Source organism: Bacteroides mucinivorans (assembly GCF_034654355.2).
GTDB lineage: Bacteria > Bacteroidota > Bacteroidia > Bacteroidales > Bacteroidaceae > Bacteroides > Bacteroides nordii.
Window position 1 is genome coordinate 5,741,582 of record NZ_CP178179.1, and the last position, 23,593, is coordinate 5,765,174.

General features: G+C 38.9%; 8 protein-coding genes. 1 reads left to right on the top strand and 7 read right to left on the bottom strand.

The window, feature by feature from the left end:
• Positions 1-20: 20 nt before the first annotated feature.
• From VCM39_RS21535 to VCM39_RS21565, 7 genes are all read right to left on the bottom strand, one after another.
• A complete protein-coding gene (locus VCM39_RS21535; RefSeq protein WP_322933602.1) occupies positions 21-5,117 on the bottom strand; it encodes a DUF4627 domain-containing protein in 5,097 nt (1,698 codons plus the stop codon).
• Between the two features lie 112 nt (positions 5,118-5,229).
• Positions 5,230-6,771 carry a RagB/SusD family nutrient uptake outer membrane protein gene (locus VCM39_RS21540; protein ID WP_322933601.1) on the bottom strand — a complete coding sequence of 514 codons (1,542 nt, stop codon included), beginning with the start codon at positions 6,769-6,771 and terminating at the stop codon, positions 5,230-5,232.
• Positions 6,772-6,792: 21 nt separating this feature from the next.
• Positions 6,793-9,813, bottom strand: a complete 3,021-nt coding sequence (locus tag VCM39_RS21545) for a TonB-dependent receptor (protein ID WP_322933600.1) — start codon at positions 9,811-9,813, stop codon at positions 6,793-6,795.
• Between the two features lie 89 nt (positions 9,814-9,902).
• A complete protein-coding gene (locus VCM39_RS21550; RefSeq protein ID WP_322933599.1) occupies positions 9,903-11,711 on the bottom strand; it encodes a T9SS type A sorting domain-containing protein in 1,809 nt (602 codons plus the stop codon).
• A 439-nt stretch (positions 11,712-12,150) separates the two neighbouring features.
• Positions 12,151-15,051 carry a glycoside hydrolase family 2 TIM barrel-domain containing protein gene (locus VCM39_RS21555; RefSeq protein WP_322933598.1) on the bottom strand — a complete coding sequence of 967 codons (2,901 nt, stop codon included), beginning with the start codon at positions 15,049-15,051 and terminating at the stop codon, positions 12,151-12,153.
• Positions 15,052-15,299: 248 nt separating this feature from the next.
• Positions 15,300-16,163, bottom strand: coding sequence for a helix-turn-helix domain-containing protein (locus VCM39_RS21560; protein ID WP_221648479.1), 864 nt, complete (start codon positions 16,161-16,163; stop codon positions 15,300-15,302).
• A 161-nt stretch (positions 16,164-16,324) separates the two neighbouring features.
• Positions 16,325-18,781: a polysaccharide lyase family 8 super-sandwich domain-containing protein gene (locus VCM39_RS21565; protein WP_322933597.1), complete on the bottom strand. Its 2,457-nt coding sequence runs from the start codon at positions 18,779-18,781 to the stop codon at positions 16,325-16,327.
• Positions 18,782-19,366: 585 nt separating this feature from the next.
• Here VCM39_RS21565 and VCM39_RS21570 point away from each other — a divergent pair.
• Positions 19,367-23,389: an ATP-binding protein gene (locus VCM39_RS21570; protein ID WP_289292656.1), complete on the top strand. Its 4,023-nt coding sequence runs from the start codon at positions 19,367-19,369 to the stop codon at positions 23,387-23,389.
• The last annotated feature ends 204 nt before the right edge of the window (positions 23,390-23,593 follow it).

A 23,593-nucleotide genomic window follows, 5' to 3' on the forward strand; every position in this document is an offset into this window, starting at 1 on the left:
TAAACTATAACTAAAAAGTTTTACTTAACCATCAATTTGACAGTCTCCTTAGCAGCTCTCAAAATATAACATCCGGCTTCCTCTACCGTAAACTTGATATTACCATCAGATTCAAGAGTTTTGACAATCCTTCCAGTCAAATCGTACAGATTTATTGTACCTGTTACATTCAGTACGTATACGTCTTTTCCGACTGTGTATACTTTCAAACCGTTATTTAATGTTTCCATTTCCACACCAGTCGCATTCTTGTCGATAAGTCTCAGATACAAGGGCATACCTTGAGCAAGAGTGAAATCGATTCGGGTCGTACCGTCACCCGGCAAGGTCACAGTAGCACCTTCCATCTCGTCTGCCAATTTCCACTCACCGGTTACCACTAAACTTGTAGCCGTTTCCGTCTCGCTCCATCCCCAAACCGGATCACTCTTCGGACGCAAGTTCGGGTTACATACAGAAAGATACAGAATCTTCTCGTCAGCTTTATACTGTTCCATCAGCAACATCTCGGAACCGGCAGCTTTCACATAACCGTAATTCAAATCGGCAGCGGCTTTGAACAGCGTATAAGCCATCACGTTTCTCGGTTTGTAGTTCAGCACATGCATATCGGCATTTTTTGCTTTCACCTCATACAGTTCACCGCTATTTACTTTACTTTCGATAGCAGCCAAGCCGGCATCATCAACAGCCGGAACCACTACAAATTCATACGATCTATCAGCAGTTTTAATTCCATGATTGATATAAGCTTTGGCAGCCGTTACTACAGCAGGATTATCAAGGTTCTCACCAGTTTCTTCCGGAGAACTCTGTTCACCGTGCTTGATAACAAGTTCATCATGTCCTTTCGGAAGGATATAACCGGTTCCTACCGGATTTATGATACGTACGCTTTCCGTAGAGGCCAATGACTTCGGTTCACTACCCGCGGGCATTTCAGCGCCATTAACCAATAACTGCTTCTGCACTGGACTATCCAGTGTCTGGAACAAGTTGGTAGCTGTAATCATATCATTTCCATATTCTCCGTTGGCAGAGATATCACTTCCTAAACTGATCAATAAACCGTCGAATGCATAAACAGACTTTTTGAACTTCAGGTTAGTAGGTACAAACCGCTGACTTCCCCAAGAATCACCCTGATCAAATTCTGCACCGAACATACCACAGTCTTTCCACGGCAAAGCACCGGCGAAATTGGTAGTTAGAGAATACTGGTCAAAACGGGAAGAAAGATCTTTATTAGGCATCATTTCTTTCCAAGAAGTATAATGAACAGTTGTCGCACCCGGAACTACATTCCAGTCCCATCCACCGTTCTTACCGTTAGTCGGTACACCGGACAGCCCTCTTTCGCCATCATACATCACCTCCAAAGTACCATGTGACTGATAACGTCCGTAACGGTTGGTCTTATCATAAATTTCACCGCCCCAGAACTTCGTGGTCGGACAGCGCATGGTAGCTACCCAATTGTCTTGGCGATAAACACCTATCGGACTATAGTTGAACTGATAAAAGCCTTCACCATTAAATGCAGGTACACCTTCATATTTATCGGTCATCGTGAAATAATTGTATTGAGAAGCCAACTCCGTATCGATACCGGTACCCTTTAGTTCACCGCCGATTTCAATAAGTTGATCTAACACACCGTGTGCAGTCGGTACACCTAAACCGCCCAATAAAGGATGACGCCCTGCCAAACTGTTGGCACACAAATGATCAGAACCTTTCGTTGCCATGAAGTACATGGAAACCACAGCCTTCTTCAGATGCTCGTATGATTCCAAGTCCACTTGATAACAAGTACCCTTCAGCGTATACAAAGCATTTACCCAAGTAGTATAAGCATACATATAACCGTTATAGTGTGTACTGTGGTGGAACCCAGTTCCGTCAGGTTTCAATACATCACGCCCACCAGGTATATAAGAACAGAAATTCTCAAGTAAGGCCTTGGTAGCCTTCGCACCTTTCACTGCCACAGCATCATTCGGAATTTGTACAAAAGAAGTGATAATATTATTAATACAATTGTATACATAGTCTGAACTCTGTCCCGGAACCACCGTCTCATATGGTGCATAAGCCTGATTAGCTTCCAGTATCCAAAGAATAGCCTTGCATATTTCTGTCTTTTGATCCTCGGTATAAGCATTCATGGCATCCAAGAAACCGGCCGGTACATCGCGAACATCTCCGTATCTGCTCCAAGTAAATCCCTGAAAATGACAGAAAATACCCTGATCAATGATCAAATCAATCCACATCGGGAAAGCATCAATCACCCATGCAGGACTACCGGCAATATAAGCAGCAGCCAATGCTTCTACTTTCTTTGACAAGTCAGTCAAGAAAGTCGCATCCACATCCTTGGGAGCTACAATTTGTTTACCTTTTACTGTACCATCAGCATTACGAGTCATTTGCAGATCATCAATTTCTTTCTTGATTTGACGAACTAATCCGGCATTTGCAGTAGGAGTACGTTTGGTCGCATTACGGAGTTTTTCAACCCCTTCCAATTCTTCCGGAGTAGGTTCAACAGTCTCTACTTCTTCACAGTAAGCATATTTGCCCAAAAGAGAAGCGTTGGCCTTATTTAAGAATTGTACATCTTTGGCAAGCATTTCCGGATATTGCCTGTTACCATCTACCGTACTGTTCAAGTTCATATTATCCAGATATACCTTTGCACCAGCAGCATTACCTTCCTTTATACTATAAGTAAAACGAACACGAACTGCCGTCTCATCACCGGTATTTTCATACTCATTGTATCCACGACTGAATTCACGCCATCCCTTAAAATTCTGTAACAAAGTGGCTTTTTTCACACTTTCACCCTTGGCATTCAGAAAATCTACATATATCACATTACCAGTAACTGCCGGAGCATAAATATTAAAGAAAGCCGCATTACGTGAAGTCAATTTCATGCCATCACTTCCGAGCGGGAATTCTATCGTAGCATTGTTTTCATTAACAGTCCATTCCAAACATTGTACACCACTTGTATAATGATCAGTAGAAAGAGCTAATTCACTACCTTTAGCTTCCCATCCTGTAGGAACAGATTGCTCCTCAAAATCATATTTTACAATAACCGGAATATCTTCAACATCACTAACCTTTATCAACTGTACATCGTCAATCAATATCTCAGAATCAGCTTTGTCATTGTAAAAACAAATAGCCATATTGGTACGTTCAGATTCAGTAGCAGCAAACACATTCTTATTAAAGGTCATATCATACTGTGTATCAGAAACCTGTGTCATATCATATTCTACTTGATATGTAGCCCAAGTCTCAGTCACCGAAAATCTTTCATATACACCGCGCCATGCCTTATCCGGATCTGATGGTGCCCCATTGGCCTTCACAAAATAATGATTGATAAATTCTTCATTCGCTTCATCCGTACAACGGGTATAAAGTCTTACCACACCTGCATTTGCACTTTTTGCCTTAAAAGACAACCGATAAATAGCTTTATCCAAAGTACCACCAATACGCTGCGCCACTACAGTAGTATACCATGAAGCCGCATTACCTTCATAAGAAAGAACTTTACCTTGGGTAGCGTCATCCTTGATTGAAACTTTGATATTCTGATTCGTTTCATATTCGTCGCGGCAAGCCGACCATATACCGGTCTCCGTCTTCCAAACCTTATCGGTAGGAGTAACATCTTCGGTAGTAGTCACATCAAAGCCCGGATCTGTCACCAGATTTTCACCTACCGGTTCGTCCGGTTCGTCCGGATCAGACAAATCGTTAATTAACGTCAGTTCCACGTCATCAATCAAAATAGTCGTTTCTGCTTTATTTCCTTGGAACATGAGTATAAAGTTCGTCAAATCAGTAGCCGTAACTTCTTCTGTATCGTTCATAGTAAACTGATACATACTTGTGGTCACTTTGGTAAAATCAAAATCCACAAAATATTGTTTCCATTCAGTAGTCAAAGACTGAGTCTGATAGCTACCATAAAATTTACTATCCGGACTTGATGGCTTACCAGTTTCTTTTACAAAGAATCTATTTACTCCTTTATTACTATTATCAGTCAACCGAAAGAAAGTTTTAACCTGACCTCCATCAGCAGATTTTCCCCAAAAGCTCAATCGATAGATACCTTTCTTTGCTTGTGTTTCTATTCGTTGAGCAAAGAAAGTACTATACCATGTATATGGCTTTCCTGTATATGATGCCACTTTTCCACGATCGGCGTCCTCTGCAACAGCAAAAGAAACCGTTGCATCTTTCACTTCATCTTTACCCGTTACCCATTTATTGAGGACATAAGGTTCAGTCTCAAGAGAAAGAGAAAAATCTGCATCATCGAAACCCGACATCTTAATCAGATTCTCATCGGATGGTTCCGGCTCGTCCGGATCAGACAGATCTTTGATAAGTTCCAACGTAAGGTCATCTAGCAAATAAGTCTTCAAAGAGGTTCCTCCCTGCAATTTCAATACAACATTGACCAAATCATCGGCAGTCGATTCTTCTGTATCTGTCCAAGGAATGTTATAAAGTGATTTGGCAACTTGAGTAAAATTGAACTCCACTGAATACTGTTTCCATTCTGGTGTCAAAGCCTGATCATAAAAACCATAATAAGCTTTGGTTGTTTCTTCTGCCGGTGCTTCTTTAGCTACCATATATCGGCCCAGATCCGCATTACCAGCATCAGTAGTATTAAAGAAAATTTTAATTTTGGCACCATCATCGGATTTGGCCCAAAAAGTCAATCGGTAAATACCTTTCTTCATTTTACCTTCAATACGCTGAGCTGCAAATGAAGTGTAATAAGATGTAGGACGTCCATAGAAAGAAAGTACTTGGCCACGTGTCTCATCATTCACCAATTCAATCTTCACATCATTATTATCCTTATCTTTATTTGCATCATGGTACATCAACCATTCATTAAACACCAACGGTTCCTGTTTATAATCTCCTAAAGAAGAAATTTCTGTGAAATCCGATTTTGGAATCAAATTTTCACTGGTAGTATCTACCGACCGCACAGAAGCCCAGACAGCTTGCATCCCCCATAAGGCTGCGGCACATAACACTACACCTAAAAAAGTCTTTTTCATGTTTATTATTTATTAAAGTTATAAAATAGAAATGTGCAAAATTTAGTTTTACGATCTTCCTTTTGCACATTCCTTTCATTAAGTTACCCTGTTCAAACCTTTACCTTATGAATTACCAAGCGCGGTCGTTTTGTTCAAAGCCACATTCTTGTGTTTCACGTGCCGGTAGAACAAAATGATAAAGCTTACGATTATCCGGTGTAATGCGGGCAGCATCCATTGCTTCTTTAACCCGATCATTAGCCGGACGTTCTACACCGAAAGCATCAGTATAACCATGATTCACTTCATATACCTTCTCATTACGTACCAGATAGAACCAACGTTTGAACTCAGCAAAGAATTCATATCCGTATTCATCAAATACTTTTTGCAAGAACTGTTCCGGAGTAAAACCATCATCCTCCAAAGTATAAGCATGATGAGTAGCTTTGTTTTTCGCTGCACGATAACGTACCCTATCCAAACATTTATAAGCCAATTGATTTGGAGTCCCGGTAGATTTACATTGTGCTTCAGCATACATCAACAATACTTCGGCAAAACGATAAATCGGTGTAATACCGGCACTCTGAGCAGATCCCACACCACCGTAATCACGATATTTATTAATAGCCGGAGCCTTCATGATAGTACGCGTATAAGGTACATTCCGATTATTAATTCTGAAAGTAGCAACAAAATTGAAATCCTTACGTGCATCATCCGGATGATTTTCATAGAATACCGGGTCGGCTGTATAATCAGCCCAGCCGCTTTCTTCCTGAATGAAGTACGACTTCCCATAATTGCTGGCCAATTGTTCCTTGGAATGGTTCAAAGCAAACATATGCTCTGTACGGTCACTTTTATTACCTTCCGTCCACAAATCCCCATAATTTTCCATCAAGTCATATCCACTGTTCTGGATGATATCCTCACAAATTCTGGCAGCATCAGCATATTTACCGATCTGTTTTAACGGCCAACCAGCCATGGTCATATATACATCAGCCAAACAAGCCTTGGCAGCCCAAGCACCTACCCGTGAATTATTGTCTGCACGAGAATAAGCAGGTAGATTAGTAGCTGCGTATTCCAAATCAGGAATAATTATCTTCGTATAAATCTCTTCCGTCTTGTTACGCGTAATCGTAGTAGAACCGTTCAGGTCGGTCGCACACTTAGAATCAATAAAACAAGGTACATCACCAAACCAACGCACCAGATTGAAATAAGCAAACGCCCGCATAAAACGGCATTCGGCTATATACTGAGCCTTAGTCGTTTCACCTATGGTAGTACTGCCTTCAAAAGTCTCCATCCACAAATTGGCAGCCTGAGCCAATCCATACATATTACTCCACATAGTCTGAGAATCACCATCTTGATTGCCGACAGTAATGTCCAGCTGATCAAAATTAGTATGGCGCTTGGCTATATTACCCGTACCTATGTCATCTGCACCTAGTCCCATAATAACAGTACGGCAGTTATACTCATAATTACCTCCCCACAACTCTCTATACAAGCCATCGAGCATGCCTAAACTGTTCTTTTCATTCGTCTCTATATTCTCAGGTGACATAAAACTTAAAGGCTCCTGCACCAACTCCACACACGATGTACCCAACACGCTACACAGAGCTAATGTGATCACTATATTTTTTTTCATAACTACAAATCTCCTTTTCTGTTAGAACGCTAAATTCAAACCCAATAAATAATTACGCCCATTAGGATAATACCCATAATCGATACCCGGTGTCAACGGACTCTTCAAAGCAACCTCCGGATCCAATCCCGAATAACCACTGATTAAGAATGGATTCTGCAGGGAGGCATAAACTCTTAAGTTACTGATACGCATCTTTTGAGTGAGATTCTTAGGTAAAGTATAGCCTAATGTGATGTTTTTAATTTTCACATAACTTCCTTTTTCTATAAATTCGCTAGATGGAGTCAAACCATTAGTCTGGGGTATAAAACCCGGTATACCTGTATTCACGTCATTTTCCGGAGTCCAACGATTCAACAACTCCGGATTCGGACTAAGTATAATATTTTCACCACCTATTAAACGCATTTCACGGGTTTTATTATAAATATCAAAGCCGTGTACACCCGAAATTAAGAAACTCAAATCAAAATCCTTGTATCTGAACGAGTTATTCCATCCCCATTGGAAACGCGGTTGTCCATTTCCTATCACAGTCTGATCTGCTTCCGTAATAGCATCATCACCGGTTAAATCCTTAAAACGATAAGTACCTGGTTTTGCATTCATGGTTGCGGGTGCTTTGGCAGCCTCTTCGGTAGTCCATACTCCTTCGCACACATATCCATAAAGAACACCGACCCTACGACCTTCATAGTAACGATAGTGCCCAGCTTCATATCCTGACAAAGTAATATAATCATTCTCACTAGCCAACTCTTTTATAATAGCCTGGTTCTGAGAAAGCGTTAGAGTAGTATTCCAACTGAATTCATTTCCAACTACCGGATCAGCACCGATAGCGATTTCATATCCTTTGTTCAGCATCGAACCTGCATTTCTCAAACGGCTGGAAAAATTAGTATAGAGCGGTGCATTTACATCCAACAACATATCATGAGTTTTTTTATGATATAAATCCAATGTAGCTGTCAAGCGATTGTTAAAAAAGCCCATATCAAATCCCAAATTCCATTGTTCGGTACGTTCCCATTTCAAATCGGGCTGTCCTAAACGAGACACAGCGAAGGAAACGCTTCCATCGGGCAAAAAGCTAGGATCAACTTGCGTATATTCAGAGTATGCAGCTACACCACTGTTACCAACCTGCCCGTATCCAAGACGCAGTTTCAACTGACTTAAAAAGTCTACATTCTGCAAAAAATTCTCCTGTTTAACGTTCCAAGCCAATGCCAGTGACGGGAATTGCTCCCACTTGTTACCGGAAGCCAATACAGACGATGCGTCATAACGCCAGGAAGCTGTAAGCATGTAGCGATCCATAAATACATAGTTCACACGAGCCAAGGCAGCCATAGATGAAGTTTTCACATGATCTCCCGGTACACTGGTAATCGCTTTAGCAAAACCTGTGTTATTATGACCGATATTAACAGAATACAAGTCACTCACATTGACTTTCTGCTGCATATTATTACTGTGACTCTGCTCAAACACCAATGTGGCATTGATACGATGATTCTTATTGAATTCTTTTATATAAGTAAGAATATTCTGATTATTCCAACTGTAAGTAGGTTGGAAGTTAGTAGAAGCAGATGTCTTACCATTACCGGCCCATACAGCATATGATTTTTCATTATTGGTACTTCCACTCCATTTACTTCCGAAAATAACGCTCTGATTCATACGGAAAGACAAACCATCCCACAATTTCACATCTACATAACCCTGCAAACGGGATGTATAACTATATCCATCGGAAATGACTTCATTAACCATACCCATAGGATTGTAACGCGCTTGACCGGTAATATCAAAATTATTATAGTTTCCTTCTTCATCAGTCGGCAGAATAGTATTCGCCATCGTCATTCCTTCTGCCAATACACCCCGGTATTGGGAGAAACGTCCGCCATTACTCTTGGAATAATTACCCCAAAAATTGAATCCGGCTTTCAACCACGAACGAATTTCCGAATCCACTTTCAAACGATAGTTAAAATTCTGGGCATCCGTTTTGTTAGCAATACCATCGTTATAATTAAAACGGGTAGAGAACAAGAACTTGGTTTTTTCACTACCACCGGAAACAGAGAGTGCATGATTATGCTCTATAGCCACGTCACGAAAAATATGCTTCATATAATCAAAACCTCCGCCATTATAGAAACCGGCCACTTCTTCCGGAGTATAAAACTGTCTGGGTTCTGCATAAAATTCTTTCCCATAGTCATTAGCAAGGTCAGCAAATTCTCCGGGAGACAACATGTCTGGCAAATCATAAGGGGTCTTAAAATTGACATATCCGTTATATTCCACCCGAACTTTACCAGCCTCCGGATTTCTAGTCGTAACCAAAATCACACCGTTGGCAGCCGAAGCACCATAAATAGCTGTCGCAGAAGCATCTTTCAACACCTCAATGCTGGCAATATCCGATGCATTCAAAGATGCTAAACTACCACCGATCATACCATCGATAACCACTACCGGACCACCATCGGCCTTAAGGGAGTTCATACCACGAATACGCATAGTAGCTCCCGAACCCGGCGCTCCACTTCCCGATACGACACTCATACCAGCGATACGTCCCTCCAATGCATGAGAAATATCCGATACCGGCATACTCTTCAATAAATCATCGGTCTTGATAGAGGTTACTGCACCGGTCAAATCGGATTTACGTTGCACACCATAACCCACCACGACAACTTCTTCCAATGCTTGTGTATCTTCTTTTAAAGTAACCGTAAGTGAAGTTTGCCCGTTCACTTTTACCTGCAACGTTTTATAACCAATGTACGACACTTCTAAAGAAGCCTTCGGATCTACATTAGATAAAAGGAAATTACCGTCCAAGTCTGTTATAGTACCAATGGTAGTACCCGTAACCAGTACTGACGCTCCGATAACACTCTCACCGGCAGTATCCACTACCCTACCTTTTACTGTTATCGAGGATTGTGCCCAGCTCGAAAGAGCAAAACAGAGTAATCCTACGAAAAACAAACAAGAAAATTTGAAATTTTTCATATATTAAATATAAAATTAAATTAAAGATAGAGAAAGGAAACACAAATTAACACCACTGGCTCCTTTCTCTATTATCTCTTTACTCAATATCACTCGTTAATCAATACCTTGGCTGTTTCCACACCCGATGCAGTAACAATCTGTACGACATACAAACCATTCTGCAAAGCAATTTCATTATTGCCTTCCTGCAAAACAGCGTTAGCCACAACAGTACCGGCAACTGTATAAACGGTCAAATCAGCGCTTTCAGCAGCGACATTTACAGTTAGCGTATTACCATAAACCCATACTTGACAAGAAGTCTCAGCGTCAATTCTACCGAATCCGGTACCCAAATCACCTTGATAAGCCCCCATATTCACCTTACCGGCTTCTTTCACAAAATCGTTACCAGCCAAATCTGTCTGCAAGTTAGCTTCAATCCAATCCGGTAATACAGCCATTGACTCAAAGTCATGTTGTCCGGCACCGATACAAACAGAACCAGCTTGCAAACTGAAGTCGGCAGCTGCAAGCTCTGCACGTTGCGCGTCATCAGTAGCTACGCCAACAAAAGAAGTCGGTTTCTTAAATGTTTCAGCAGCCGTAGTCGTAATACAATCTCCGCTCACATCATCATTATCTCCATCCACGGCCGTAAATTCCACATAATTTACATAATCTGCCGCATCTACACAGAAAATATCCTTACCTTGATGAGTAGCCGTATTGCCCAACACAATGCTATTTCCCAACTCAGCATAGCTTCCCTCAGCTATATAGATAGAACCTACATTATTGGCAAAAGTCGAGTTTCCAACCCATGTTGACATACCTTGATACATTAACAAAGCAGTAGAAGAGTTATTCACAAGTAAACAGTTTGCCATGCGGAAGTTATTACTCAAAGACAGAACAGCCGTTCTCCAGTTAGAACCGGTAGCCGCATCACATGTTACCGAGTTATTACGGATAACATTTCTTACAAAATCAGCACTTGTATATGCCTGACAAGAAATAACATTCACTTCAGACACATTATTTTCAAACAGATTATCGGAAACAACTACTTTTCTATCAGCGGTATAAGTACCTTCCGTACTTGCAGGCCATTGAGAATTGACACTCAAACAAGAATAAGTATTATCACGGAACACACATCCGGCTACCTTTGTAGTCTGTGCTGCATAAGTATCACCAGCAGCAGTTGCTGTATTATAAATACTAAGGCACTGAATACTATTCTTTTCGAATACACAATTGAGGATCGTATTAGCTACAGCCGAAGCCTTTCCACACTCACGTCCTTGCAATACACTAGCACCCGTTTGCTTGCTTTCATTAAAAGCCGAGTTTCCAGCAAAATAACAATCACGTACAATCGAGTTCTCCTCTACATAAAGAGCCTTTCCACCTATTTTATTATTAATATAACGACAATTTTGGATAACAAAGTTATTATTAAAGTAACAGATCTTATCATTAGTCGTACCATGACCGCTTACCGTCAAACCATCAATGTAAGTCGTTTCAGTTCTATCAAATCCTTTATTTACATCCGTCAAACGATAATCACCACCATTTCCAGTCAAAACCGTTTCATTAACAAATGACCAAGGTTTTGAGGCATCTTCAAGTACACGTTGGTTTATAGCCGTTTCTGTACCAGCAAAACCTCCATATATATCTACATAATCAGCCAAAACCAATGTTTCATTAATTACATAGGTACCTTTAGCCATCCAAATCTCATCTCCTGCAACAACCTTTGTCATAGCCGTAGTCAAATTATCCACAGCTTTATCCCATGAGCTACCGTCATTGCCAGCATTACCGGTAGAAGCTACATATACAACCTTCGCATTTATACTCAAAACAAACGCTAAACAAAATACTAGTAATAGATTTCTTTTCATAACAAATTAGTTTTCGTTAATAATAAATTTATTTCCAAAGATACAACAGACAAACATAACCAACACCTATTTCTGTCCAACAAATGTACAAATTCGTACGCATACTCATTTTTCTCATAAAAGGACTTATTTGTACATAATAGATACAATTCAAGCATTTGTACCACAGATGATATTGTACTTTTGTAATCAAAACAAAGATAGGTAAGTAATCTCCAACTGGATGCCATCCGGGAACTATTGACTTTTTTTTCTATCTTGAAAAACATTTTTCTACCTTAATTACTCTATAAATTCCCCCACGAGATGGTATGTTTCTAAAAAGAATACCTCTCCGTAAAAAAAGAGAGTGTCCACACAGGACACCCTCTTTTTATTATTGATTCTAAAATCCGGTAAAAGTATAGAGAGATGTTCTTCTCAGATCCTTCTTCTCATTTTAGAAAACCAAATTTATTATTCCTTGTACCTTATCACCTTTATGAAGCGTTTTATATCCTTTCTCCGCATGCGACATCAAGAAATTTTCTCTGCCGGCATTATTATAATCAGCCACTAACAGATGAACAAAATCTTGACCAACCCATGTACGAACATGCTGTGTTCCGTCTGATATAATACCAAGAACTCCTCCATCCACACTTCTCAGAGCAGCTTCATAGATATTTTCTTTTGTAGATCGAAATAAATTTGATCCGGCTGCCGTCTGATCAAACGACCAAGGAACAGAAGGTAATTTGGAAGGACCAGCCAATCCGGATATTGGTAAACTGGAATCGAAAGCCTTTACACTCCCTTCTAATGCACCTATATGGTCTTTGGGATAAACACTCCAATAACCTTTCCGTTTCCAGCTTAACTCCGTAAAGGAGACAGGCAATGTAAATACCAAACCAACCTGCCGGGGATGAAGTTCCTGAAGTGCTGTAAAATCATAGACAATCGCCACTTCTCCATCAGCACAAATCTGATATTCCAATGTTCCTTGAGCTTCCTTATAAGTCCCCGTAATTCTTACCTTAATCTCCTTGTCTGAAGAAGCATAAGATATAGATTGTGCTATCCAGTTTTCACAAACAGGATTGAAAGGAGTAAATTTCTGATTCTTTCCTGTCATTTGTATACCTTCTCCCTCTCCATTCAATGGAAGTAACATTAATGTTGGCGCCTGACATAAAACTTCCTTTCCATCAGACCAAACCGATAACATTCCATCACGACGGTTCACAGAAAACAAACAGCGACCTGTTTGAATGTCAATAGTCTCTTCTCTTTCTTCACAAATCAATTTTCCTCCGATCGGCTTTCTTACAGGATCGATTTTCTCTGGTAAAATACGAAAACAGTATTGATCAATTACAAAACCACGGGTACCAACCACTGACAACTCCAATATTTCGGTACACCGCAAAGATTCCGGTAACTGTATCTCAATTGTGCCAACAGAACGAGGGGGAATGTCTGTAATCACCTTCCCTTTTTCCTTTCCTACCTTCCACTCCAATTTGCATTCAGACAAACTACTAAAATTATGTCTGTTCTCAACACGAAAACGTACTTTTCCATCTGAAGACATATTACTCTCTTGGATAATTTTAACCGGACTAAAAGCCTTTTTCATCCCCCAATATTCAGGTTTCTCACGGCGCCAACCATCGACAGGCCCCCATGTACCGTAACCAACAGCTCTCTCTCCTGGTAAGAAAAAGGTATCATCAATACCAGCCCAAACAGCTCCCCCCAATACTCCTTGACTATGATACATACGATTCCACATCTCATCCAGTAAAACTCCCCACATATTGCGTAATCCCGGATCAGCAGCCAACTCCAAACGATTATACGCATTTAAATGACAAAATTCATCAAACACAACAGGACGTTTATCATTACGATACAAATCCGGACCATCCGGTCCCGGATAGTGATGGTTGGTCACTTCCAGCATCCCTCCATCAGCATCCGGCTTCCATTGACTAAATATACGTGGACGCGTCGGATCAATCTGCCTGATCACATCAGAAGCACGTTGAAAATATTCGGCAAACAATTTCGATTCATTCCCCATTGACCACATAATAACAGAAGGATGACTTCGATTCAGATTCACCATCTCAACATGCTGGTTTACCAAAACAACTTCATGTTTTTCCTCAGGTACTTTTGTTTCATGCGCCCAACAAAATGGCGCTTCTACCTCAACAAACATTCCCAATTCATCACATGCTTCCAACAAAGCTTCATCGGGAGGATAATGAGAAGTTCGAATATAATTTACATTAGCACGGCGGAACAATTCCACATCTTTTTTCCAGATACCTCCGTTCACTGAACGCCCTCGAAGCGGCATCACTTCATGCCGACAAACTCCCCGTAGTTTCACCGGCATATTATTGATAAACATCTGGTTCCCACGAATTTCTATTTGCCGAAACCCTATACGACGAATAGTAGTATATAATATATCCCGATTTTCTTTCAACCGACATGTCAATGTATAGAGATAAGGGTGTTCAGAATCCCATTTAACAGGATGAGATATATCAAAATTTATAATTTGCTTATCGATCAGCCCAGCTCGTAAATTACGAAGTGAATACACCGCTGATTTCAAAGGAAGCTCATTTCCTTCAGCATCCGTTAATGTAAAATGTAAAGAAAGATTTTTTGCTTCTGATTTTGATTCGTTAGCTATAGCAACCTCGGCTGTCAAAGTAGCATTAGTATAAAGTGTATCAAATGACGTAGAAGTATGAAACATTGATAAATTGACTTCTGGTAAAGCAAACAAATACAAATCTCTGATGATACCTCCTAAAGGATGAACCGCATAACGAGATGCATTAGATGTAGCATCTGCCAAACTTTCCGAAGCTACGGACACAGCTATCCGATTCTCTTTTCCACAATAAACCAATGCAGTTACATCTAATTCAAATGCCGTGAATCCTCCCAAATGACTTCCAGCCTCTTTACCATTAATATAAATACGGCTATCACTGTAAATCCCATTGCAACGCAGTTTAATTCGTTTATCTTTCCACGCTTCAGGAATTATAAAAGTCCGATGATATCCTGCCGCCTTCCCTTTTTCTACATCAAAACCTTGCATCACCCATTCACCAGGAACTTCAATAGTCTCCCATCCAGATATTGTTTTTTTTCTCCAGAATTCATCTTCCGGTGAAGTATGAAACAACCATGTCCCATTTAAAGAAATTTGTTGCTTTTCAATATTGTCAGGTAAAGGCGACAAACGAGGAACAGATATTTCCTGTGCCTGTCCTCGTGAATACAACATAAACAATGTTATGTAAACCAGATAGAAATACTTTCTCATTCTTTAATAATTTTATTTACAAAAATAATATACTCATATAATATTAAGGAAAACTTTTCATCAAGTAAGATAACCAAAGTTTTATCATCTTTCCATTCTTTCATTTTACTATTACTTTAAGAATTTATTTCAGTCACTTAAAATAAAAGCAAAGATAGCGTATAGTAAAAAAAGAAAGAAAGATTCATCTGAATGGAACGTATGCAGAAAGGGTCGGATATAAGGAATAAATGTACAAAACGGACATCCTACTTTGTTACTTCACGAGGAGAAATGCCCATCTGCTGTTTAAAGATACGCGAAAAGTACTGCGGTGACCGAAATCCGCACAAATAACAGATCTCCTTCACAGACATTTCTGTATTTCTCAACAGTTCGATAGCTCTATTGATACGCATTTGATTGAGGTAATCCAAAGGTGACAAATTGAGATATTGAGAAAACAATCTCCGGAGATAACGCTCACTAATACCAGCATATTCCGCAACATCATTCATTGTAATCTCCGACTGATAATTGAGACGAATATAGGCTATTGCCTTTTTTAATGAATCATTTGTACAGATAGGTAAATAACTCTCGTCCATATAACGATATATTAAAATAAGCAACTCTGCATAGTACATCACAACCAGATATTGATAATATTGGCTCTTAAGTTCCAATTCATTTACAATACGTTGTACCACACGCATAATACGCACATTATTCACAATCTTAATTAATCTGTTTTCTTCAGAAAAAAGAGTCACAGACATAAAGGTAGCAGTCTCACCTTCCGCCTTAAAATTAAAATGAGAAAAAACTTCCGGCAAAAATTCAAGTTGCATCAATGTTGTTCCTTCAGAACCGGCTTCAAACAGATGACTTATACCGGAAGTAATAATCATAATCTCCCCTTCACGAAAAGTGACACTTTCATCGTCCAAATGAAGGATACAATTTCCTTTTTTAACATAATTAATCTCAATACGCAAATGTTTGTGCGGTCCATAAGTTTCAGACGGGTAAAAAGAAATAAAACGAAAAACATCAGCCAATCGTTTGCCTTTAAGGTTTTCTGTTATATTTTCCAATAATCCCCAAAGAGTTTGTTCGGTTGACTTATTCATAATTTTGTGATACTTAAAAAGGTTATTTTTCAGTAGACAAACTTACTATTTCTACCCCAAAGTCCACGTAATTTTCGCTTTTTTTATTTTTTTATAAAGGAGTAAAGTAAGATTGAAACAGAATAATAATCCCAATAGAACATTTTTTTCATATCTATACTCTATTTATTACATATTATAGTTGAAGGTTTCCCTCCAAGTTCGCCCTGAGGGACAGGAACGTTAATAACACGCCCATTAAAATACAAAGTAATTTCATTCAGAGAAGTATTCATACAAGCATCAGTCACCGTAATAATAAAGTTCTCCGATTCTTCCTTTATCAGTACTGCACAAGGCTCAGAAGCAGTCAAAGATATATTACCAACTTCCAATCCCCGATGTCCTGGATAAAAAACACTTTCTATAATTTTCCCATCTATAGAACATGCCGCCTGTACCAATGTATCGTTACGCAATATCCGGAAAGGGAGTTCGTCTTTTGGCTGCCCTCCACCGGCATAGACAACATATCCATAAGTATCATTAACCGGAGTCCGTCCATGATCAGCCCACATGTGCAATATATTTATCTGTTTCGGAAGCCCTTTCTTTTTCTCATTATTATTATTCATCTGCCCCCATCTGGCCTTTATACTTTCACTAGTGGCAAATGCCTTACGCGTAAACTCGGGTAAAATACGGTAAGCGAACTGCCCCTTCTGTACAACCCACATATCTCCTTTCAATGAATTAGCTCCTTTACCTAGTTGCCTCTTTCTTCCTCCCTTCTCAAGTATATATATATCTGACGAATGATTAGTTTGATCAATGGTGGTCCGTATATTTCCTTCCAATTCCGGTTTATCGTTAGTAACTCCCGCTCCAAGAGCTACAAAATAGTCTCCAAACATAAAATATCCTTTATAAGCTTTGAAGTCGTACAATATAGCATTTTGGATTTCCCTGTTTCCCCGATCATTCACCCCATCTTTATCCGATGCATTCATCTTCTCAAAAATATATCCACCCACTGCATAATCTCCACCATCTGTAGCTCCAACTGCGAAATTATGTTTGCTGCAGTATCCCCGCCAGTTTTCAGCAGGATTCAATTTTTCCATTCCTTCACGAGCTGTTACTCCAGGGTAAGCTGTCACATCCCAACCGCCCATAATTCTGAAATATTCATCACCAGAACGTTGAAACAGCGTCAATCCGTCTGTCGTATAAAAATTATAACAGTCGGCAAAAGAAGGAGCACTCTCCAAACCGTCACAACGAACAGAAGCCATATTAACCATAATATGATAATCCGGTGTTTTCTTTATCAAATCGTCATTATTAAAGAACCATCTTGTTCCCTGGTACATGCCGGAACAATAATTTTCCATCCTGATATCATTCCGATCCACTTCCTGCTTCAATTGCAATAGCTCCTGCTGTTCTTCAAGAGAAAATGAATCTTTCCAATAGGTTATGACATTATTCAACAGTCCGGAATAAGGTATAGACGTTCTTTCCGGATTATAGACCGCCGAATATCGATCCAAACAAGGCAAACGATGTCCTTTATAATAATACCAGTTTCCTCCCCGGAAAAAATTCATAAGTGCGGCCGTATTTTCTGGCTTCATTTTTTTTTCCCACGGAGTTCCTCTCAAAGTATTCAAAATGCCTAATGCACTGGCTGTTCCATGAATGGGATACCCCCAAATAAGGCACTGGTTACCATGCCCCCAGCCTGCACCGTCAGCAGTAAACCCTTCCCTCCAAAAAGCTTCGTAATAAGTATTTTGTGAAGTAACGCTGATAGCACCTAAACAAACCTCAGCCACAACATCAACCATCGGTATAGAACTGAACATCGCTGCTACCGGCAAGAGTGCACGGTATCCTAATCCATTACCTCCAACCCACCAGACATGATTACGGAAGCGCTCCACCGAAACCACATTCTTGTCTGTTTCATCATTCCTATAAGGTTGTGTCCAAGCCTGCAGACCTACCGTTTTCAACATTTCACAAGCTTCGGTCACCAACCGTCCAGCTCCTCCGGCTTCCGCCTTGTCCATTTCACTAAGATAACAAAAATAAATATTAGTAGCCATAGTAGGAGTTCCAAAACAAGAGTCCAGAAAACGGGTTGATTCATTTGGACGCCCTGATTCCAGACTAGTATAATGAATAATTGATTTCCACACTTTATCCGAAGTAGACTTTTCGACAGACAATTCTCCTCTACGATAAGCATCCCCTACTATCCAAAGACGAGCCAGAGCTATACTTACCACATCAGCAACAATATTTTGTGTTTCCCTTAGATGCCTTTGGATTTCGCTTTTCTGCAGATATTCTTGTTCTTTTTTCTTCAAGTCCACGAAAACTCCCTCTATATCAATCATATCCAGACACTGTTCGGCTGTAAGAGATTTTCCCAGTTGGTGATAACGATAAGGTCGTGCCGCAAAATCTGAACGAAGTTTCTTTATAGCTTCTCTCTTCCCACTATTGTTTACTCTCAAGCCTTCATTATAGTAACGGCGGCAATTATCAATAGCACTTTGCCTTTCTGCTCTTTGTCCATAGCTTATCAAACTAAGTAATAAAAACAAAATCAAAAATCCTTTATTTTTCATTTCTGTATTTTTATAAAGATATATTACTACAAAGTTCTATTTAATTAAGAATAAATAATGTAAATCAGCAGTTGAATATTGTTTTTCATTTATCAAAAATACTATCATTCAGTAAATCATATCATCAATTCTATCCTCAACCTCATTAAAAAAATCAATATATTAGCAAGGTAATACCACTCATTTTTCTAATTATGATTCCTAATTGGGGCAAAATTAAAACTGATTATATATCTACAGTATTTACGAATCTTCATTCAATATATACTTTTACCAATGAATAACGATGCAAATAACAGAAAAAAAAGACAACTTCTATGTACTCTGCATACAGAGTAATTATATTATTGTTCAAAAGCAAAAAGAAATAGAATATGAAATCTAATATCTTTCTTGTTTTATTTCATTAAAAAAACACTTTCAACAAAAGTGAAGAAAACATACATTAACTAGTTATAATAAGCCATATATAAAATTTTATGCGAATTATATTTGTTATCCTCTCTTGCATATTCTATATTTTCTTCATAAACTTGCAACACGTTTCATAAAAGACTCGGAAAACTAAACACGCTCAAAGAAATTATGAAAACATGTCTCCTTACAATTTTCTTGATTTTATTTATTCCTTTACAAATACAAGCTATACATTTCAACAAATTGAATACCAAAGACGGGTTGGCACATCCATCTGTATTTGCCATTACTCAAGATTCATTAGGTAGAATATGGTTTGGTACAGCAGAAGGTATCAGCGTCTACGATGGTAATACTATTACATCCTACAAACCAAGTTTTAATACAAACGATATATCTTCATTCGAAGGAAGTATTGTAAGCAATATTGTATGTAGCACGAATGGTGATGTATTTTTCCAAACGTCCGAAGCACTCGTTAAATACAACATACGTAAAAGGACTTTCCAATCAATCCAGAACAAAGGAAATTTACCCCTATACAGCCAGCAAGGTGCCATATGGGTAGTTATTGACCATACACTATATCGGTGGAATGAAGATAAAGAAGAACTGGTTCCTCAAATAGAAAAGCTCCCAACTGCTAATACTCGCGCTCTTGTAATTGACAAGAAAGGCCGAAAGTGGTTTTCCTACTATGGTGGAATCTTCTACACAGATGACGACAAACACTTTAATCAGATTATTAATAAAATAAGCATGACAAGCATGTTTCTTTCAAGTAATGGTGATATTTGGGTAGGAAGTTCCAATGACGGATTATTCCGTATACAACCAGACGGTACTATATTAACATACAACACCTCTAACTCATTATCCAAAGGATTACATGACAATAAAATCCGGAAAATCACTGAAGATAAATATGGAAACATCTGGTTTGGAACATTCACTGGACTCTATCGATATAATTTACAAAATGACAAATTCACCTCCTATACGAGAGAGAATAAATCTGGAAGCATTACAGACTCTTCAATTCATACGGTGTTCGTTGACAAGAGTGGCATTCTATGGATAGGTTCCTACTTCGGTGGCGTTAACTATGCATCTATCAATCAAAATTCATTCAACTATTACAATACATCAGATCACCCCAATACACTCTCCCACCCTGTAGTCGGCTGTATGGCAGAAGATAGCCAAGGAAATATATGGATATGTACAGAAGGCGGTGGACTCAACATGCTTAATCCAAAGAAAGAAGCAATCACCCGCTTTAACTCTACTGAACCTCCTTTCTTTCAGCCTCACCCAAATCTAAAATCAGTTCTGCATGATCCAAAGTCAAAATTGCTATACATCGGGACTTATGGCAAAGGATTATACACATATAATCCATTCACAAATACGTTTAAGGCAGAAATCGGACAAGATAAAACTTCCGACCTCAATATCATTAACACCATAATCCAAAATGGAGATAACCTTTTCCTCTCCGCTGCTAAAGGTATTTACATCTATTCTTTAAAAAGAAAAGAAGCTCAATTATTTTATAAAACAAACAAGTCCTCACACGTTCTTCTGGATACAGATACTTGCCTGTGGGTTGCAGTCAACGAACAGCTTTGTAAATTTGACATAAAAACGAGAAAACAACTTTCCGTATATAATCTGCGTAAACAAGGATTTGCCTGTACAATCAGACAAATCTTTGAATCATCTCAAAAAGAGATTTACATCACTACATCACAGTACGGCGTAATGAAACTGAACCGAAAGACTCAACTTTTTGAACCCTTTCCTCAAACCCCTTCTTCACTACTTAACCAATATTGTTACCGGATAGCTGAAACATCAGAGCACAATCTAATTGTCACAGGTGATAATGGAATCGCATTTATGAGTGAAAAAGGAGTTATACAGCAGGTGCTTTCCGTTGGAAGTCCGTCTCTCCCATTAGATGCCTTCACTTCAGATTGTGGACTGAAAGTTGATCGAGAAGGGCAAATCTATATCGGTGGAACTAACGGACTTGTTATTATGAAAGAAAAAAAAGAAAATCTCTCTATAAACGACCAGTTATATTTTACTGAGCTTTATGTTCACAATAACCTAATCACTCCCAACGATCCAACCGGAATTTTATCCAACGAGTTGCCTTTTACTCAAGCAATTTGGTTAAATCACGACCAAAATAAGATTGAAATCCAGTTTTCTTCCACAGCTCCGGTCAATGAAAGTCAAAATTTGTATAAATACCGTTTAATAGGTATCGACAAGACCTGGTATCACACAAATCAAAAATCCGTCTCCTATACAAATTTACCCCCAGGAAAATATACGCTTGAAGTACAGAGAGCTAACCTATATCAAACGTTTCCTACGGCACGTCTAAAAATCACCGTACGTTCTCCTTGGTATACCAGTTGGTGGGGTTGGACATTGTGGACAACCATACTCCTATCCTGTACCGGACTTACCTATCGTACGTTGTATGCACGTAAAAAGCTGAAAAACACTATTAGGAAAGAACAGATGGAAAAGCAACACATCAAAGAACTTAATGAGGCTAAGTTCAAATTCTTTACAAGTGTAAGTCATGAATTTAGGACTCCCCTCACACTAATTATCGGACAGTTAGAAATAATACAACAAGAAAACGAACTGACACAGGTCACCCGTAATAGATTCGGTAAGGTAATACACCAATGCAGGCTACTCAACGACCTAATTACCGAACTCATTGAATTCAGAAAATACGAACAAGGGCATTATATGTTACATGTGTCTCCGTATCCCATTAACCAGTATATTGCAGATATTTGCAACAGTTTTCAAGAACTCGCCTCTCAACGTAATATACAAATCAAGATGATTCCATGTAAAGAAGAGCTTGAGGTATGGTTTGATGGAAAGCAAATAAAAAAAGTAATCTACAACTTACTTTCTAATGCATTTAAATATACTCCCGAAAACGGTACTGTCAGTATAACCTTAACATCCGACAGAGCCACAAACCAACTGCACATATCTATAACTGACAATGGGGTAGGCATAGAAGAAAAAGATCTACCTCACATCTTTGAACGTTTTTATCAAGCAGACAATGAAATACAAGACCAGAAACAGTTCTTCCGAGCAGGCATAGGTTTGGCGTTAGTAAAAAGTATAGTGGAAAAACACAAAGGAAATATACATGTTAAAAGCCAACCCAAACAAGGTTCTATTTTTACGCTCAGCCTACAGTTGGGTAAAGAACATTTAACCAACCATCCTCACGTCCGTTTCACAAAAGAGCAGGACAATACTCTTCCCCTACTACCGGATATACCTCTGCCTCCAAATGAAAAAAATGACACTGAAATGGAATTATTGATAAAACAAGAAAAACCTATTATTGTCCTAATCGAGGACAATACGGAACTTTTAGAGGTTCTGGTAAATATCTTCACCCCACTCTATACTGTTAAAACGGCTATCAACGGTCAAGAAGGACTGGACATAATCCGCAAAGTTAGCCCTAATCTGATAGTAAGCGACATTATGATGCCTGTCATGACGGGTACAGAATTGTGTAATATAATAAAAAACAATATCGAATTCTGCCACATCCCTATCATATTGCTCACTGCATTAAATATGCCAGAACAACATTTGAAAGGATTATTGTATGGAGCAGACGATTATATATGCAAACCTTTTAGACCACAAATTCTGTTAGCCAGATGCAATAACATCATCCGTTCACGTAAAATTCTGTACAACCAATTTGCCCAGAAAACAGAAATTGACCTTTCCTTATTAGCAACCAATAAACTGGACAAGGAATTTCTAGACAAAGTAACAGTAATCATTGACGAAAATATATCTAATCCGGAGTTTAACATTGATCAACTGGCCCAAAATATGTACATGGGGCGTACCTCGTTCTATACCAAATTCAAGTCTCTGACAGGTATGTCACCCAGAGATTTTATGATCAAGCACAAACTGAAACAAGCCATGATACTACTCAAACAGAATAGAGAATTGTCTATCAAAGAAATATCAAATACAGTAGGTTTCAGTACCCCAAACTATTTTTGTCGTCTTTTTAAAGAACAATTTAATATATCTCCCAATCAATTCAGATTAAAAGTTCAAGAAAAAAAGGATAACAATCCAACAGTTGAATGCGAATCGGAGTAAGTATAGTAAAATTCAATTTATATCTGAGACAAGAAATGAACTAAACTCACTACAAACTCACACAAAGTAATCCGATCTGATGAAACGCAGATTAACGCAAATAGACACAAATAAAAGTCAGCTATTTTCTCCTCCTATATATCTCTAAGCCTCATTCTTCCCCCAAAACAAAGAATGAGGCTTTTTCATTTTATAGTTGACAAT